Here is a 16,456-nt window from a genome sequence, read left to right on the forward strand (position 1 = left end):
GGCCTGTGTGGGAGCTGGCCTGTGTGGGAGCTGGCTTGCCTGGGAGCTGGCCTGTGTGGGAGCTGGCTTGCCTGGGAGCTGGCCTGTGTGGGAGCTGGCTTGCCTGGGAGCTGGCCTGTGTGGGAGCTGGCTTGCCTGCGATGCAGACGCCTCGGTCTATCAGCTATACCGAGGTGATGCTATCGCAGGCAAGCCAGCTCCCACACAAGCCAGCCCGCCATATGCTTCCCATATGTTTCCCACACGTTTTAACCCTGCCTGCTTGAAATCCGCTTGCCAGGGCGCTCACCAATCAGCTTCGCCTGCCCATCCCGCTGCTTGCCCGTCCGCGCCTCGCTGATCAACCCCGGTATCAACTTGCCTTCCGGCAAATTTTTCCAGAACCGGCTCGGCAGGTGCCCTTCCATGACCTTGGGATTCAACCGCGCCGGGTTGAAGATATGGCTGTAATAGGTCAGCCACATGGCACTGTGCGGGTCTTCGACATTCTGCGCCAACTGCTGCCATTGCTCCGGGCACTGGCGTTGATGGATCAACTGCTCACCGTCGTAATACACCCCATCCAGGGGCGTCGCGATCATCCAGCGATGGCGGCCCATGCGCCCGACAAAGTGCTGGCTGGCACTGTGCAGAATGTCGTGGGCCGGCTCGTGCCACGCCACATACTCCGGCAGTTGCGGTCCCGCGGCTTGCGGCAGGGCAATAAAACGTACAAACGCATGCAGGTGATGGGCCTCACGCCGTACCTGCTTGATCCGTCGCTGCAGCTCGCTGCCCAGTTGATCCCCCGCCATCATCGCCGTGCGGTCACCATGGCTGACGCGCCACAGCACTTCATACAACAGGCTCCAGCGCTGTTCGCCGTGGTAACAGGCGGCGCTTTCCAGCAGCTCCAGCAGGGCCTTGGGAATGCGCGCCTGGAACGGGCCATTGTGCGGGGGGTAGTGCTCATCGGTGGCGAACAGGTCCGCCACTTCCGCTTCGCCCCAACACACATGGCTGGGGTCGATCTGATGACTGAGCAGCCAGCGCGCCTGCTCGCGCCAGGTGCTGAACAGGTTGTCGCATTCCAGGCTGATCATCCCCACAACCCCATCTGTTGCGGTTGCGGGCGGTCGCGCAGTTGCTCGCGCAGCAGCACGCTGGTGCTTTCTGCTTGCTGGGGGTGGTAGTCGCTGGTGATGAAAAACGGCTTGGCCTTGCTCAACACACAGCGCATGCGTGCCAGGTCTTCAAAACGGATCTTGCGTTGCCGGCGCAGCTCCACCAGGCGCTCGGTGGTGCGCAGGCCAATCCCCGGGATACGTGCGATCAACGTCGCCTCGGCGCGGTTCAGGTCCAGCGGGAACACCTCGCGATGTTCCAGGGCCCAGGCCAGCTTGGGATCGATGTCCAGCGCCAGATCCCCCGGCCCCGCGAACAACTCATTGGCGCGAAACCCATAACTGCGCAGCAGGAAATCCGCCTGGTACAACCGGTGCTCGCGCATCAATGGCGGCGCCGCCAGAGGCACGCTTTTCGGGCTATTGGGAATCGGGCTGAAGGCCGAGTAATACACCCGGCGCAGCTTGAAGTTGCCATACAACGCCTCGGCCCCGTGGAGGATGGTGCTGTCGTCCGTGTCATCGGCGCCGACAATCATCTGGGTGCTTTGCCCGGCCGGGGCGAAACGCGGTGCCCGTGGCTCGTTGAGCACGGTTTGCTCACCGGTGAAAATCGTCTGCATCGCCTGCTTGATCGAACCGATCTGCTTCTCCGGCGCGAGGATCTGCAGGCTTTTATCAGTGGGCAATTCGATGTTCACGCTCAAGCGATCGGCATACCGCCCGGCCTCGGCAATCAACGCAGGATCGGCTTCGGGGATGGTCTTGAGGTGGATATAACCGCGAAAGTCATGCTCCTCACGCAGCAACTTGGCGACCCGCACCAATTGCTCCATGGTGTAGTCCGCCGAACGGATGATCCCCGAGCTGAGAAACAGCCCGCTGACGCAATTGCGCCGGTAGAAGTCCAGGGTCAGGCTCACCACCTCCTCCGGGCTGAACCGTGCACGGGGCACGTCGCTGGAGCGGCGGTTGACACAGTATTGGCAGTCGTAGAGGCAGAAATTGGTCAGCAGCACCTTGAGCAACGACACACAGCGCCCGTCGGGCGTGTAGCTGTGGCAGATGCCCATGCCATCGCTCGACCCCAGCCCGGCCTTGCCCTCGGAGGTGCGCTTGGGCGCCCCGCTGCTGGCGCAGGACGCGTCGTACTTGGCGGCATCGGCGAGGATGCTGAGTTTTTCGATCAACTGCATGGCGGGCCACCCAATACTGTGTTTTTGTACAGTATCAGGAGCAGCACCCGCCATTCAAGGGGAGACAGGCGAACGGTAGAACAAATCACCGTAGGAGCAAGCAAGCCGGCTCCTACGGTTGCGTGGTGTCAGGCCGTCAATCGTCGCGCGTCAGCACTTCCAGCAACTCAATCTCGAAATGCAGATTGCTATGGGGCTTTATGTGCGCGCCCATCGTCCGCTCGCCATAAGCCAGATGCGCCGGCACAAACAGCTTGCGCACGCCACCGACCTTCATCCCCATAAGGCCCTGGTCCCAGCCTTTAATAACTCGACCGCTACCGATCACACACTGAAACGGTTTGCCCCGCTCCCAGGACGAATCAAACACCGTGCCGTCTTCCAGGGTGCCGGTGTATTGGGTGGTGATCAGCGCACCCTTGACCACGGTTTTGCCGTCGCCTTGGCGGATGTCGGTGATTTGCAGTTCTTCGGTGCTCATGGGGGTCTCGTTGGGTTCACACTGACGGGCTTTTTCCCAGAATCCAGCGTCTTTGGCAAGTGCCCTCTAAAGGATCCAGACTACACCCCAGCCAGAAGCGCCTGACTTAACCCTGTCCATTTTTTCCCCTCTTATAAAAAACCAACCACCCCGGTTGCATAACAATAAGAGGTCACCCCCAATGAACGAATCAACAAGCCCCGTCCGTGTCGCTGTGGTGCAGTTCGATCCCCAGGTCGGTCTGGACAACCGCGAAGACAATCTTCAGCGCAGCCTGGCCTTGGCCGCGGAGGCGGTCGGTGGTGGGGCTAATCTGATCGTGCTGCCGGAGTTGTCGAACTGCGGTTACTTCTTCCGCAGCCGCCAGGACGCATTCGAGCATGCCGAGGCCATTCCCGGCGGGAGCAGTGTGCAGGCCTGGATGGCGTTTGCCGCCACCCATCAGGTGTATCTGGTGGCGGGCCTGAATGAGATCGATGGCCGGCAGTTGTTCAATACCGCAGTACTGCTGGGCCCGGATGGGTTGATCGGTAAGTATCGCAAGGCCCATTTGTGGAACCTGGAAAAGTTGTGGTTCACCCCCGGCAACCTGGGTTTTCCGGTATTTGAAACGCCTATCGGGCGCATTGGCCTGTTGATCTGCTGGGATATCTGGTTCCCGGAAGTGCCACGGATCCTTAGCCAGCAAGGCGCCGACATCATTTGCAGCCTCAACAATTGGGTGTGGACGCCGCCGCCGCTGTTCGACGAGGCCGGCAAATGCATGGCGTCGTACCTGACCATGACCGCCGCCCATGTCAATAACGTGTTTATCGCCGCTGCCAGCCGTATCGGTGAGGAGCGCGATGCGCGCTACCTGGGGTGTTCGCTGATCGCCGGGACCAATGGCTGGCCTATCGGCAAGGTGGCGTCGGCCAACCGCCAGGAAATCCTGTTCGCCGATATCGACCTGACCAGCGCCCGCAGTGCGCCGATCTGGAACAGCCTCAACGACCTGCACCGTGACCGGCGCCATGATCTGTACGATCAGATGCTCGGCTATTCCCATCACCCTGCCCTGCCACGCTGAAGGGAGGGTGGGTCATGGAAAATCTATTCATCAAGCCCGGGACCGCGCGATCTCAAGTCGATAAGGCGATCATCGCATTGGTGTTCATCAGTGCCTTGCTGATCCTCTGGACGGCCCTCACACATCAGGGTTCCTGGCCCGGCTACGGCGATATGGTGGCAGGCTTACCCGAGCCAATCGCCTGGCTGCGCTGGGTATTGGGGGATATCAGCGAGGTAGCCTTCTACAAGCATGAACTGGCTTCCCTTGGGTTGCTGGCGGGTGCGTACCTGGCCTGGTGGGCCAGCCGCACCGGCCGGCGCTGGCAGGGTTTTGCGATTTGCTACGGCAGTGGGCTGTGGCCGTGGCTGGTGACCAGTTCCCTGCTGGGCCTGCTGTTGAGCAATCTGTTGTGGGGGTGGACGCTCACTGCGGACACCTGGCAGCCCACCTTCGCCGCGTTTGTTTCCCTGCCGGCGGCGATGGTGCTGATGTTTGGTGGCGGCTGGAAGGTCACCCTCAACGGCGCGTTGCTGGGTGCGCTGTTGGTCACGCCGATGTGCTTGCTGATCGTCAATTTTGTCTGTGTACCGCTGGAGTTACCGGTGGTGATTGGCAACGTACTGGGCATGGCAGCGGGCAGTGTGATGGCCTTTGTCGTTTGTCGTCGCGTTCCGATTCTGGTGCGTTCGGACTTTATCGCCGCGGACAAACCGTTGCCGCTCAAGCCGCCAACCTATGGCCTGGGCTGGAGTTTGCGCAGGGTCTTGGCGGACTTTTCCGAAGCGCCGTTCTTCGGCAATGAGTGGGCCAGCCTTGGCCTGCTGGCGGGGGTCCTGCTGGCGTATGCCTTGAACCCATTGAGCGCTGCCTATGGTTCGGGACTGGTGCTGCAACTGATCGGTGCCCAGGCTCTGACATCGGCATTGGGCGTGCTGATCTGGCGCAGTCAGTGGATCAAGCGCGGTTGGTATCCCACCTATGTGCCGCTGGTGTCGGTCGTACCGGCGGCGGTGTTGACCCATGGCGGAAGTTGGATGGTGGTCGGTTCGAGCGCGTTGCTCGGCGCGCTGATTGCACCACCGCTGGCCTGTGCCATTGCAGGCCGGCTGCCGGCACACGTTCATCCGTATATCGGCAATGTGATCTCGATGGCGTTGAGCACCTTATTGATTGTGCCCATCGTTGGCAGGCTGATCGCGTAAACACGCGGGTCAGGCTCATGAGCCTGACGCGCTGGCCTCACAACCAGCGCCAGAACCGCCCCCAGAACCCCCGCTCCAGATCCGCCTTGCACCCCGCATACTGGCGCGCATACAGATCGGAGCGGGCCTTGACCTTGCCGGCTACCGGCAACAGCCACGCCTTGCTGGCGTAGGTGCGGTTACGGTAGCCGCCCCAGCCTTCGTGGTAGTTGAGGTATTGGCCATAGGCGTCGTATTTGTATACGCCGTTGATGCTGGCGGTCTTGTCCATGTACCAGCCGACAAAGTCGATGGCATCGTCGAAGTCCTGGCGGCTGGCCCAGTTGCGGCCGGTGCTTTTCTGGTAGTCGCCCCACACTTCATCCTTGGCCTGGGCGTAGCCGGCTGCGGTGCTGACACGGCCCCAGGGAATGATCCATAGCAGGTATTTGCGCGGGGTCTTGGCGTTCTGCCGGAAGCCCGATTCCTGATACATGATGGCGAACGGCACCTGGATCGGCACACCCCAGCGCTTCTGGGTGACTTTGGCCGCGTCGTACCAGTCGTCCTTTTCGCGGAAGATGCCGCAGATGTCGTCAGGGGTGCGTGGCGGTGAAGTGCCGCACGCCGCCAACAGGGTGGTGAATAGCAGGAGGGCTGTGGTTTTTAGCGGGGTCAAAAGCTTACCTTTGCATGAGCGCGTAAAAAAACCGACAGTTTACGCGCTCACGCAAGGTGTTGTGGTTACGGCATCAATGAGCCTTGATCAAGCCACGGGTACTTTGCGGGTCGAAATGGCCAGGCGACCGATGCCAAAGCTCAATGCGGCGCCCAGTACCAATATCAACAAAGTGCTCCACGCCGCGCGGGACAGTTGCTTGGCCGCCACTTCGCCAGCTTCACGAGCCTTTTGTTCGGCTTGGGCTTTCAGTTCTTCGACTTTCTGCACGGCCTGCTGATACGCCTGGGCATAGTTTTCGACGATCTGGCTAGCCTCGGCCTGGCTCTTGCCGGTGCGGGCAGCGACGATGTTGACCAGCGCCTCTTTGTCCGCTGCATTCAACGCAGGCTCACCCGAAGCTTTGACGCGTTCGAACCATTGCTTGAGCTCAGTCGCAGCCTGGGCCGGGTTGGTGGCGGCATCAGTAGCCGCTTGCTGGCCGTCTGCCGCTGCCTGGTCGGCTTTTTGTTCGACATTGGCCGGATCCAGTTCAGCCTTGCCGCTTTGCTTGAGCAAGGTGTCGAGTTCGCCCTGCAAGCTGTCCCAATCCAGGCTGATGCCCTTCTCGTTCAACTGCTGCTTGACGCTGTCGCTGATGCCGGGGGCTACCGCAGCAATTCCGCTGCCGGCCGCCGACAGGCCTTTGCCGACCACATTGCCCGCTGCGCCGACCACGCTGGTGGCCAATGCCGCCAGCAGCCAGGTGGTGAGCAAGGTGGTGATGGTCCAGCTCAGGACGCCGTGCAGGCCGCCGCGATCCGGGGCGGTGCGGCCGGCGACGAAGGCGCCCACGCCAATCGCCAATAGTGTGGAGACAAACAGCCAGATCCCGGCACCGGTGCCAAAACCGCTCAGCGGGTTACCCGCCGCCATGGGGTCGACTGCACTGGCGCCGATGGCGGTACCCAGCACGCTCAGCACCAGGTAGGTCACCAGGGCAATTGCACTACCGGCCAGTACCGAGCCCCAGGACACACGAAAAGGCGAGCGATTGGTTTCATACAAAGTGGTCATGATCGTTCCTTGGACAAGTGAGTAGGCCGTCAGTGTGTCGAGGCCGGCGGTTGCGGTCTCGGCACAATTGCACTAGGGCAACTGGTGCATTCGCACCCCGCCAAGCTGAATCGGTCTGCACTATGCTCAAGGCCAGTTGTCGTACTCCACACACACCACCTGTAGGAGCCGGCTTGCCGGCGAAGACGGCCGTAAGGCGTGCGATGAAGCTCTGGGCCTCATCGCCGGCAAGCCGGCTCCTACGCGGATTTTTTTGGAGAAACCATGAGCCAGGCCGTCCTCGCCCAAGAAACCAATCGCCGCCAATTGCAGCAGATCATTTCCGGCCTGTCCGATGGGGTGATTCTCGCCGAGATCGACCAGAGCATTCTGTGGGCCAACGAAGCCGCGCTGGCCATGCATGGCCTGGATGACATCGCCGGGCTGGGGGCCAACACCGCCGAATACGCCGAGCGCTTTGCCCTGCGCTACCGCAACAATCACCCGCTGCCCCTGGAGGCCTATCCCCTGAGCCGGGTGGCCAACGGCGAAGAGTTCAGCGATGTGGTGGTCGAAGTCACGCCCGCCGCCGACACCGACCGTACCTGGGTCCATCGTCTGCGCAGCCTGGCGCTCACCGACAGCGCCGGCAAGCCGGAATTGCTGGTGCTGATCTTGAGCGATGCCACCGAATGGGCCAGCGCCGAGCAGCGCTTTGAAAAGACCTTCAACGCCAACCCGGCGCCGGCAGTGATCTGCCGCCTGAGTGACTTGCGCTATATCAAGGTCAACCAGGGCTTCCTCGAAATGACCGGCTACAACCGCGACCAGGTCATCGGCCGTTCGGTGTACGAACTGGACGTGCTGGAACAGGCCGAGCGCAAGGAGCTGGCAATCCAGCGCCTGGGCGAAGGTGCGACCATCCCGCAGATGCAAGCCGAGCTGAAGCTCCCCGAAGGCGGCAGCAAGCTGGTGATTGTCGCCGGCCAGCCGCTGGATATGAACGATGAGGAATGCATGCTGTTTTCCTTCACTGACCTTGAGCCCCGGCGCAAGGCCGAAACCGCCCTGCGCCAGAGCGAGGAGCGGTTTGCCAAGTCGTTCCGCCTGACGCCGGTGCCAACCCTGGTGTGCGACGCGGGCAATCAGCAGGTGGTGGACGTCAACGATGCGTTCATGACCATCACCGGCTACACCAGCGAAGAGTTGATCGGCAAATCCATCAGCGATATCAACTTTATCGACAGCAGCGAGGCCTGCACGCAGTTGTTCGCCACCCTGGAAAAGGCCGGCAGCCTCGAAGGCCAGGACCTGAAGATCCGCAAAAAAGGCAATGAGGTGATTGACTGCGTGGTGTCGGCCGACACCGTAACCATCCAGGACACCGCCTGTTACCTGCTGGTGATGATGAACATCACCGAGCGCAAACGCTCGGAGCTGGAGTTGGTGTCGGCCATCGAGGAAGTGATGAAGGACGCCTCCTGGTTCAGCCAGACCCTGATCGAAAAACTGGCCAACGCCAAGAGCGTCAACAGCCCCAACCAGCCGAACATCGCCTTCACCGACCTGACCGCCCGTGAGCGCGATGTACTGGGGTTGATCTGCGAAGGCCTGGCCGACAAGGAAATCGCCTCGCGCCTGAAGCTGGCGCCCAATACCGTGCGCAATCATGTGGCAACGGTGTACTCCAAGCTCAACGTACACAGCCGCAGCGCCGCGATTGTATGGGCGCGGGAACGAGGGCTGTTTGCCGGCGAGCGACGGGTAAAAAAACCATGACGCAAGTGCAAATGCACTAGCCCTACCAGTGCAAATTCGCCTTATTGCGAGGGGATGGGCTGCTTAACCTTGAAGGGTAGCCACAGGGTTTGACGCTCTGTGCCATGGCGATTGTTGCCCTTGAAGGAGACATCATGAAAAGTGAACAAATCAAAGGCCGCGTGGAAAAGGCCGTCGGCAAGGCCCAGGACTTTCTTGGCGACATGACCGATGACGAACAACTCCAGGCCCAGGGCGTAGCGCGCCAGGCGGCCGGCCAACTACAACAGACCTATGGCGATGTGCTGGACAATGTCGGTGACTTTGCCCAACGCAAGCCGCTGGCCACCGTGGCAATCGTCGCGGGCGTGGGTCTGGTCCTGGGCCTGTTGCTGCGTCGTCGTTAATGGGGGCCGGCATGTTTACCTTGTCCCAACTGCGTAATTGCATCGAAGAAGCCTTGTTGCCACTGACTTGCGAGTTCACCCTGTGCCGCGATTCGTCACTGACGTTGAAGGTGTTTGATGCCGAGAGTGGGCGCGTGGACCTGGTGGTCACCGGGATCAGCGTGAACAAGCTCAAGACCCCGCAGGACGTCGCGACGATGGTCGAAGAATTGCGCTACGAATTGCACAGCAACACCGTGGGTGGTGCCATCTCCATCTGACCCCGCCCCCTTGTAGGCACTATCCCCTGTGGGAACGGGCTTGCCCGCGATGGCGGCGGCTCAGTCAAAGATGCATTTACTGACAGGCCGCAATCGCGGGCAAGCCCGCTCCCACAGGGACGCAGACGTTTACCCAGGTGGTGGGATGTCAGGGCGCGGCTTTAACGACGCCCCGATAAAGTAGAACAGCCCCCCGGCCACGATAAACCCGGCCAGCATGTAGAACATGTAGTGCGCCGGCAGGCTGGCCAGTACCAGCCCGCACAACACCGGCCCCAGCGCGGCGCCGAGGTTGGAGAGGTTTTGCGCGCCGTAGTACATGCCCCGCAGGTGGTCCGGGGCGATGCGGTCGATAAACATGTACTCGGCGGGGAATACGATGATTTCCCCCACGGTAAAGATCGCCATCGACACCACCCACCACCACACGCTGGTGGACAGCGCAAAGCCGATCACCCCCACCATGAACATCGCCAGCCCCAGGAGCAGCCAGCGGCTCAGGTTACGGTGGCTGATCTGCCGGCCAATCACGTATTGCAGGGCAATCACCAACAGGGCGTTGGTGGTCAGGATGGCGCTGATTACGGTGTAGGTGTATTCGGCGTCCGAGGTGGTCACCAGGTACTGCGACAGGTAGGCCGTGAACTGCCCGAACACCACGGCGCTGAGCAGGCCACCGAGGGTGAAGCACACCAGGCGATGATCACGCAGCAACACCCGGCCCACCGCGATGAAGGGCACCGGCTTTTGCGCGGCGTCGACCGTGGCCAGGCTGCGGTCGCCCCAACGCCAGTACAGCAGGAAGAAACCCAGCCCCAGCAGCACCGACAAGACAAATGGCAGGCTCATGTCGACCTTGGCCACCATCGCCCCTAAAAACGGCCCTACCGCGTAGCCGATATTGGTCAGGGTGTACTTGATGGAAAACACTTCGCTGCGCGCGTCGACGGGCAACAGGCTGGCAAAACCGGCCTTGACCGCGACGTCGATCACCGCATACGCCAGGTTGATCAGGATCAGGCAGCTATAGAACAGCCACAGCTCGCGGGCCAGCAGCGTGCCGACAAACCCGAGGACGAACAACAGGCTCAGGCCCAGCAACAGCCGGTAGCTGTTGACCCGGTCCACAAGGAAACCGCCATACACGCTCAACAGGGAGCCGACGATCAGCGAACTGCCGATCACCAGGCCCACCTGGCTGATGCCCAGGGCAAAGTGGCTGGACAGGTAGATCACCATATAGGGAAAGGTGATCGCCTTGGCCAGGGTCAGTACCAGCGTGGCCGACAGCAGCAGGTTCACACTGCGGGGGTAGTTTTTTATTGTGTTCAGCATCCTGCTCTCGTTTCCTGAAAAGGAGTCGTTGCACACGCCATGACGGGCGCGAAGCGCAGCTACCTTAACTCAGGATGAGCGGCAAAAAAGACTGTTTTTATGCATTCGTGCATGCAATTTTTAAATGCGCAGCGCAAAGGGGGAAGAAGGGCGCGGGCCCCTTCCCCCAACCCGGTTACTTGGCAGGGGTGATATCGAGAATGGTGCCATTGGTGATTTTCACCAGCACATAACGGTCATTGACCCGCGCCCACTGGCTGTCGTCATGGGGCGCTTTGAGCCCGCGCTTTTTCCAGTCTGCAAGGGCCGATTCCTTGCGCACCAGGATATCCGGCGCACGGTCTCCCACTTTCAAGTCTCGGGTATTGATGTTTGAAGGCTCCACGGTTTTCTGCGGATTGTCCTCGGCCTGCACGGTAAGGCTGGCGGCGGACAGGCTGGCGGCAACCAGCAGGCTGGCAATCAGGGACGTTGCTTTCATGGGCACTCCTTCAATAAATGATGTGTACCCAGGTTCCGACAGCAGGGCTGGGCAATCATTCACCGGCAATCCAGGCACCGATTGCCTGCCGGAAAATCCCGCGGTGGATGGCAAGCCGGTTCCTATACTGGACCGCCTATTGCGCTGGTGAAATTAATCCTGTAATTTTTCATGAAATTTTTAGATAAGAATTTCACGAAATCCCCATGGACAAACAAGAAGAACTGGACGCCCTGGCGATCCTGATTCACGACCTGCGCAAGTACAAAAAGCTCACCCTGGCCCAACTGGCACAGAAGATCGAGCGTTCCGTGGGGTTCCTGTCCCAGGTCGAGCGGGGGTTATCGCGCCCCACCGTAGCGGACCTGACTGCCATCAGCCATGCCCTCGATGTGCCCACTACTTATTTCTACAGCCTGTCCAAGCCCAAGGCGGTGGACTGGGTCACGCGCCCCAACGAGCGGCGCACGGTGTATTACGCCAATGGCATCACCGACATCCTCGTCTCGCCGAGCATGCAAGGGGCGTTTTCGATCCTCGACAGCCTGCTCGAACCCGGCGCCAACAGTGGCGAACAGACCATGAGCGACCGCGCCGAACAGGCCGGTTACGTACTTGAAGGCCACCTGACGCTGTGGGTCGAGGGCGAGACCGAGGCGGTCACCCTCGGCCCCGGCGACAGCTTTCACCTGGCCAGTTTCGCCCACTGCCGCTACGGCAACCTGACCGACCTGCCGGCCCGCGTGCTGTGGGTCTATAACTGAGGCACACCAAGGAGCGTCACCCGTGAAAAGCCATTCCTCCACGTTACTGGCCGAAGTGCGGACCTTTCGCCAGAACCATCCGGATGTACGTTATGTCGACCTGATTTGCCTGGACATCCCAGGGCGTTTCTACGGCAAGCGCTACCCGGTTGAAATGTTGGAAAAAGTCGCCGCCGGCAGCCCCCTGAAGCTGCCACAGAACGCGGTGTTGCTGGGCGCCCAGGGCGGTTTGTTCAAGATCGGCGACTATTGCTTCCATGACGGCGACCCCGACGCCAACCGCCGCCTGGTGCCCGGCACGCTCAAGCCCGTGAGCTGGGAAGCGCAGCCCCTGGGGCAGATGCTGATCACCTCTGACGGCACCGAGGCGCCCATCGAATTCGAGCCCCGGGAAGTACTGGCCAAAGTCCTGGAACGCCTGCACGGCAAGGGCATTCACCCGGTGGTGGCGTTCGAGCTGGAGTTCTACCTGTTCGACCGGAAACTGGCCGACGGCCTGCCGCAATTTGCCCGCGACCCGTTGAGCGACGACCCCGATGACCAACCGACCCTGCACATCGAGCGGCTGTCGCGTTTCGCCCCGGTACTCGATGACATGGTGCAGACCGCCCAGGCCCAAGGGATCGACATTACGGTGATCACTGCCGAGTTGGGCCCCGGCCAGTTTGAAATCAACTTCGGCCACCTCGACGACGGCCTGCGCGCCGCGGACTGGGCCGCGCTGTTCTGCCGCAGCACCCGTGGCGTGGCGCTCAAGCATGGCTATCGCGCCAGTTTCATGGCCAAGCCCTACCTGCAACATCCGGGCAGTGGCATGCATGTGCATGTCAGCCTGTACGATGCTGCCGGCAACAACCTGCTGGCGGCGCACCAGCAGCAACCGTTGCGCCACGCGGTGGCGGGTTGCCTGGAACTGCTGCCCCATTGCATGCCGATTTTCTCACCCAACCACAACGCCTTCCGCCGCCTGGGCGGTACGGTCAATGCCGCCACCAAAGCCTGCTGGGGTTATGAAGACCGCGATGCCTGCGTGCGCATTCCCGAGTCCGACCCGCGCAACCTGCGAATCGAACATCGGCTGGCCAGTGCCGACGCCAATCCATACCTGGTGCTGGCGGCAATCCTGGTCGGGCTTGAACATGGCCTGGAGGCGGCGCGCGAACCTATCGCACCGCTGAACGAGGACCGCGACAGCGGCCACGACTTCCCCCTGGAAATGCTCGAGGCCGTGCGCGCCATGCAACAGCAACCTGCGCTGCGCGAGGGCTTGGGCGCGGAGTTTGTCGACGTCTACTGCGAAAACAAGCGCCAGGATCACCTGGCTTTCCAGCAGGAGATCAATGCGCGGGAATATCGCTGGTATCTGTAAATACCGAGCACCCTGCCCCCCCTTGTGGGAACAGCTTGCCTGCTCCCACATTTTGAGCTTCGCGGCCTTGAGCAAGGTGTTACCTTGAAAAAGCCCGACGAACGCCCTCTCCTGCGGACTCCCCATGACCAAGCAAAGCACCCCTGCCCTCAAGGAAATCTTCAACCTCGAACGCCTGCAGCACATCGCCGATGAGATGAGCGCGGTGTACCCGTCATTCGATGCCAAGGGGTTTCTCAAGCACGCCACACGCGACCTGGACGGGTTGTCGGTGATGCAGCGCATGGCCCGCGTCAGTGAAAGCCTGCACGCGGTGATGCCACTGGACTACCCACAAACCCTCGAACATTTGTATGCCCTGGCCCCGCGCCTGAACAGCGGTTTTGTCAGCCTGTTCCTCGGGCACTATGTGGCCAGCTATGGCCTGGATGACTTCCAGCGCTCGATGGCGGCACTCAAGTACTTCACCACCTTTGGCTCTGCCGAATTTGCCGTGCGGGCTTTTCTGCTCAAGGACTTCGAGCGCACTCTGGCGGTGATGCAGCAGTGGTCGCTGGATGACAATGAACACGTACGCCGCCTCGCCAGCGAGGGCTCGCGGCCGAGGTTGCCGTGGTCGTTTCGCCTGGCCCAGGTGCAGGCCGACCCGCGCCTGTGCGCATCGATCCTGGAGAACCTCAAGGCCGACAGCAGCCTGTATGTGCGCAAATCCGTGGCCAACCACCTCAACGACATCACTAAGGATCATCCCGACTGGGTGCTGCAGGTGATCGAGAGCTGGTCCCTGGACAACCCCCACACCGCCTGGATCGCCCGCCACGCCCTGCGCAGCCTGATCAAGCAAGGCAACACCCGCGCGCTGACGATCATCGGCGCAGGCGCGCGGGCCGAGGTGAAGATCCACCAGTTCAAGGTCGAGCCGGCGGTGATTCGCCTGGGTGAGCGGATCAATCTGTCGTTCACCCTCGAATCCCTGGCCAGTGCCCCACAAAAACTGGTGGTGGACTACGCCATCGACTACGTAAAAAGCGCCGGCCATAGCGCCGCCAAAGTGTTCAAGCTCAAGGCGTTTACCCTCGGCGCGGGTGAACGGCATACCGTGCTGCGTGGCCAACACATCCGCGACATGACTACGCGCAAGCACTACCCCGGCCAGCACACCGTGCATGTACTGGTGAACGGCGAACGCTTGGGCAGCACCGGCTTTGAGCTGATCGACTGACCCTTCCTACTCATCCGAAGGCTCTATCTCGGGCCTTTCGGCGATATTTATTGTCCTACAATGCTAGCCTTTGGTGTTGCGATCCATTATCATCTGCTGCCTTCTCGGTACCCGCCAGGGTATCTGTGTCAACGTTCCACCTGAGGCGCCCATGCACCGTTTCTCGTTTTACCGCCCTTTGATATGCGCCAGTCTGGGGCTTGTTTCGCACACCGCCCATGCCGCGTTGCAACCCATGGCCGAAGCTGCACTTGCCAACGAATCCGAGCTGCACTGCCACTTCAACCGTGACGCCAGCACCGATTGCACCACCACCTATCACTACACCATTCTCCAGCCCAGTGGCCGGGAGATATTGTCGCGAATCGACTTCAACTACGCCGAAGGCGATGGTTTTGAAGTGCTGCACGCCGAGTCCACCCAGCCCGGCGGCAAGCCCCAGGCGCTGGACGAGGCGCAGATCGATACGCGCACCGCGCCCAACCCTGACCAGGGGTTTTCCCGCCTCAAGCAAACGTCCCTGGCCTTCCCCAACCTGCGGGTCGGCACACAGATCCGCTACACCGTGCGCGAACATCACCCGGCCAAGCCGCTGATGACCGAATTCCACTACGCCCTGCAGTTTGGCCCCAGCAACGCCCGCCGCGATCGGCTCAAGGCGCGCTTCACCGCCGAACGGCCCATCGAGTGGCGCGCCGAGTCGATGGATGGCTTCACCATCACCCCGTCGGTCAATCGCAAGACCCTGGACATCGAGCAAAAAGCGCCGAGCTATCTCAACTACATCAACGAATCGGGCCACGCCTATATGCGGGTGATCCCCCGGATCGAAGTGGGCAGCAGCCTCGACGTACAAAAGCACTTTGGCGGCTTTGCCCAGCGCTACAACCAGATCCTCGCGGCCAACCTGCCGGCCGCAAGTGCCGCTGCCGTGGCGGCGGTGAAGGGCCTGGCCCCGGCCCAACAAGTGGCCGGGCTGATGCAGCACATCAACGATCACTACCGCTACCTGGGTGACTGGCGCGCCACGGATCGCGGCTATGTGCCGTTTAACCTGGCAGAGATCGAACAGCACGGTTACGGCGACTGCAAGGACCTGGCGATTCTCCTGACCGCCATGCTCAAGGCCAGCGGGATCAAGGCCGAGACCGCCTGGGTCAGCCGTGGGGATGTGGTGGATTCACTGCTGGTGCCGGGCACTGGCGCGCCCAACCATGCGATCGTGCGCGCCGAAGTGGCCGGCCAGGTGTGGTGGCTGGACCCGACCAACCCGGTGTTCGCCCCGGGCCAGACCATGCCCGACATCCAGGATCGCTGGGTGCTGGTCAACGATGCACAGGGCCAGGTACGCGAGGAACACATCCCCCTGGCGCGCCCTGACACCAGCATCCGCCTGGACAAGCAGGTGCATTACGACAAGCAGGGCAACGGCACGACCCGCGCCAGCGTCACCTTCAGCCGCCTGACGCTGATGCAATTGAGCATGGCTGACCGCGAACAGGGCGCCACCGCCACCGACCAGAATATCTGCGACAACTTTGGCCGCGAGATCAGCGATTGCCAGGTCACCCGCCAACCCACCGGGTTCGTGCAGCCCGATAGCTACACGGTCAAGGCCAGCATGACCGACCTGCGCGCCCTGGAAAAACTCGACGAAGGCTACGTCTACACTGACCAGTCGCTCAAGGAGAAGTGGGACGGCCTGCTCAACTACCGCCGCAACGGGCAACGGGGCGACCTGTACCTGGGCAATCCGGACACCGTCGACTACACCTTTACCTTGACCGGCGGGAAGATGGACAAGCCGGTTCAGGGCTGCAAGATCAGCTCGCCCTGGTATGACCTGGAACTCGATGGCGAACCGCTCAAGGATGGCTTGCGCTACCACTACCGGCTGACCCAGAAAGTGCGCTGGTTGAGCCATGATGAAATCGTCAGTGCGCCGTTTGAAAAGATGATCAACGATGCCCGTGCGTGTGGTGAACAGGTGCACCAGACGGTAAAACTCTAAGCCTGTGTGGGAGCTGTCTCGCCCTGCGAGGCTGCGATGACGGCGGTACTGCCAGCATTGATGTTGACTGACCTGCCGCCATCGCAGCCTCGCAGGGGCTCGACAGCTCCCACATTTGATCTC

16 protein-coding genes are annotated in these 16,456 nt (G+C 61.4%); 9 read left to right on the forward strand and 7 right to left on the reverse strand.

Annotation, left to right across the window (positions count from 1 at the left end):
- Nucleotides 1-248: 248 nt before the first annotated feature.
- From HBO12_RS21540 to HBO12_RS21550, 3 genes are all read right to left on the reverse strand, one after another.
- Entirely contained in the window at nt 249-1,082 is an 834-nt protein-coding gene (locus tag HBO12_RS21540) for a TIGR03915 family putative DNA repair protein (protein ID WP_170043161.1), read from the reverse strand.
- Entirely contained in the window at nt 1,079-2,299 is a 1,221-nt protein-coding gene (locus tag HBO12_RS21545; RefSeq protein ID WP_169956151.1) for a putative DNA modification/repair radical SAM protein, read from the reverse strand. Before HBO12_RS21545 ends, HBO12_RS21540 begins: the two co-directional genes overlap by 4 nt.
- 136 nt (nt 2,300-2,435) lie before the next feature.
- Complete coding sequence (locus HBO12_RS21550) at nt 2,436-2,780, reverse strand: FKBP-type peptidyl-prolyl cis-trans isomerase (protein WP_169956153.1); 345 nt, start codon at nt 2,778-2,780, stop codon at nt 2,436-2,438.
- A gap of 181 nt (nt 2,781-2,961) precedes the next feature.
- Between HBO12_RS21550 and HBO12_RS21555 the strand changes: the two genes are divergently transcribed.
- Entirely contained in the window at nt 2,962-3,849 is an 888-nt protein-coding gene (locus HBO12_RS21555; protein WP_170043162.1) for a nitrilase family protein, read from the forward strand.
- Between the two features lie 14 nt (nt 3,850-3,863).
- Nucleotides 3,864-5,033, forward strand: a complete 1,170-nt coding sequence (locus tag HBO12_RS21560; RefSeq protein WP_170043163.1) for a hypothetical protein — start codon at nt 3,864-3,866, stop codon at nt 5,031-5,033.
- Between the two features lie 37 nt (nt 5,034-5,070).
- On the opposite strand, the gene HBO12_RS21565 is transcribed toward HBO12_RS21560, so the two are convergent.
- Nucleotides 5,071-5,691 (reverse strand): transglycosylase SLT domain-containing protein, encoded by a 621-nt coding sequence (locus HBO12_RS21565; protein WP_169956157.1) that lies wholly within the window; start codon nt 5,689-5,691, stop codon nt 5,071-5,073.
- 87 nt (nt 5,692-5,778) lie between these two features.
- Nucleotides 5,779-6,747 (reverse strand): hypothetical protein, encoded by a 969-nt coding sequence (locus HBO12_RS21570; RefSeq protein WP_169956159.1) that lies wholly within the window; start codon nt 6,745-6,747, stop codon nt 5,779-5,781.
- 264 nt (nt 6,748-7,011) lie between these two features.
- Here HBO12_RS21570 and HBO12_RS21575 point away from each other — a divergent pair, with 264 nt between their 5' ends.
- The 3 genes from HBO12_RS21575 (at nt 7,012) to HBO12_RS21585 (ending at nt 9,151) form a co-directional block, all read left to right on the forward strand.
- Nucleotides 7,012-8,505, forward strand: coding sequence for a PAS domain S-box protein (locus HBO12_RS21575; protein ID WP_169956161.1), 1,494 nt, complete (start codon nt 7,012-7,014; stop codon nt 8,503-8,505).
- Nucleotides 8,506-8,639: 134 nt separating this feature from the next.
- Nucleotides 8,640-8,891: a CsbD family protein gene (locus HBO12_RS21580; protein ID WP_029296551.1), complete on the forward strand. Its 252-nt coding sequence runs from the start codon at nt 8,640-8,642 to the stop codon at nt 8,889-8,891.
- Nucleotides 8,892-8,902: 11 nt separating this feature from the next.
- Complete coding sequence (locus HBO12_RS21585) at nt 8,903-9,151, forward strand: DUF1652 domain-containing protein (protein ID WP_029296553.1); 249 nt, start codon at nt 8,903-8,905, stop codon at nt 9,149-9,151.
- 129 nt (nt 9,152-9,280) lie between these two features.
- Here the strand turns inward: HBO12_RS21585 and HBO12_RS21590 are convergent, their stop codons facing one another.
- Both HBO12_RS21590 and HBO12_RS21595 read right to left on the reverse strand, forming a co-directional pair.
- Complete coding sequence (locus HBO12_RS21590) at nt 9,281-10,486, reverse strand: MFS transporter (RefSeq protein ID WP_170043164.1); 1,206 nt, start codon at nt 10,484-10,486, stop codon at nt 9,281-9,283.
- A gap of 175 nt (nt 10,487-10,661) precedes the next feature.
- The gene (locus HBO12_RS21595) at nt 10,662-10,967 is read right to left on the reverse strand and encodes an RcnB family protein (protein WP_170043165.1); all 306 of its coding nucleotides are present in this window, start codon (nt 10,965-10,967) and stop codon (nt 10,662-10,664) included.
- Between the two features lie 206 nt (nt 10,968-11,173).
- On the opposite strand from HBO12_RS21595, the gene HBO12_RS21600 reads away from it, so the two are divergent.
- The 4 genes from HBO12_RS21600 to HBO12_RS21615 all read left to right on the forward strand — a co-directional run bounded on the left by HBO12_RS21600 (nt 11,174) and on the right by HBO12_RS21615 (nt 16,333).
- Nucleotides 11,174-11,731 carry a helix-turn-helix domain-containing protein gene (locus HBO12_RS21600; RefSeq protein WP_170043166.1) on the forward strand — a complete coding sequence of 186 codons (558 nt, stop codon included), beginning with the start codon at nt 11,174-11,176 and terminating at the stop codon, nt 11,729-11,731.
- Between the two features lie 22 nt (nt 11,732-11,753).
- Complete coding sequence (locus tag HBO12_RS21605; protein WP_170043167.1) at nt 11,754-13,100, forward strand: type I glutamate--ammonia ligase; 1,347 nt, start codon at nt 11,754-11,756, stop codon at nt 13,098-13,100.
- A 124-nt stretch (nt 13,101-13,224) separates the two neighbouring features.
- The gene (locus HBO12_RS21610) at nt 13,225-14,322 is read left to right on the forward strand and encodes a DNA alkylation repair protein (protein ID WP_170043168.1); all 1,098 of its coding nucleotides are present in this window, start codon (nt 13,225-13,227) and stop codon (nt 14,320-14,322) included.
- 151 nt (nt 14,323-14,473) lie between these two features.
- Nucleotides 14,474-16,333 (forward strand): DUF3857 domain-containing transglutaminase family protein, encoded by a 1,860-nt coding sequence (locus tag HBO12_RS21615; RefSeq protein WP_170043169.1) that lies wholly within the window; start codon nt 14,474-14,476, stop codon nt 16,331-16,333.
- The last annotated feature ends 123 nt before the right edge of the window (nt 16,334-16,456 follow it).

The sequence above is a fragment of the Pseudomonas sp. WS 5059 genome, assembly GCF_012985525.1.
In the GTDB taxonomy this organism is placed as follows: Bacteria; Pseudomonadota; Gammaproteobacteria; order Pseudomonadales; family Pseudomonadaceae; genus Aquipseudomonas.

Bases quoted from the DNA above. Each gene is read 5' to 3' on its own strand.
- HBO12_RS21600 (WP_170043166.1), top strand. From the start codon at position 11,174: ATGGACAAACAAGAAGAACTGGACGCCCTGGCGATCCTGATTCACGAC.
- HBO12_RS21540 (WP_170043161.1), bottom strand. From the start codon at position 1,082: ATGATCAGCCTGGAATGCGACAACCTGTTCAGCACCTGGCGCGAGCAG.
- HBO12_RS21575 (WP_169956161.1), top strand. From the start codon at position 7,012: ATGAGCCAGGCCGTCCTCGCCCAAGAAACCAATCGCCGCCAATTGCAG.
- HBO12_RS21550 (WP_169956153.1), bottom strand. From the start codon at position 2,780: ATGAGCACCGAAGAACTGCAAATCACCGACATCCGCCAAGGCGACGGC.
- HBO12_RS21580 (WP_029296551.1), top strand. From the start codon at position 8,640: ATGAAAAGTGAACAAATCAAAGGCCGCGTGGAAAAGGCCGTCGGCAAG.
- HBO12_RS21585 (WP_029296553.1), top strand. From the start codon at position 8,903: ATGTTTACCTTGTCCCAACTGCGTAATTGCATCGAAGAAGCCTTGTTG.
- HBO12_RS21595 (WP_170043165.1), bottom strand. From the start codon at position 10,967: ATGAAAGCAACGTCCCTGATTGCCAGCCTGCTGGTTGCCGCCAGCCTG.
- HBO12_RS21570 (WP_169956159.1), bottom strand. From the start codon at position 6,747: ATGACCACTTTGTATGAAACCAATCGCTCGCCTTTTCGTGTGTCCTGG.
- HBO12_RS21555 (WP_170043162.1), top strand. From the start codon at position 2,962: ATGAACGAATCAACAAGCCCCGTCCGTGTCGCTGTGGTGCAGTTCGAT.
- HBO12_RS21615 (WP_170043169.1), top strand. From the start codon at position 14,474: ATGCACCGTTTCTCGTTTTACCGCCCTTTGATATGCGCCAGTCTGGGG.
- HBO12_RS21590 (WP_170043164.1), bottom strand. From the start codon at position 10,486: ATGCTGAACACAATAAAAAACTACCCCCGCAGTGTGAACCTGCTGCTG.
- HBO12_RS21610 (WP_170043168.1), top strand. From the start codon at position 13,225: ATGACCAAGCAAAGCACCCCTGCCCTCAAGGAAATCTTCAACCTCGAA.
- HBO12_RS21545 (WP_169956151.1), bottom strand. From the start codon at position 2,299: ATGCAGTTGATCGAAAAACTCAGCATCCTCGCCGATGCCGCCAAGTAC.
- HBO12_RS21560 (WP_170043163.1), top strand. From the start codon at position 3,864: ATGGAAAATCTATTCATCAAGCCCGGGACCGCGCGATCTCAAGTCGAT.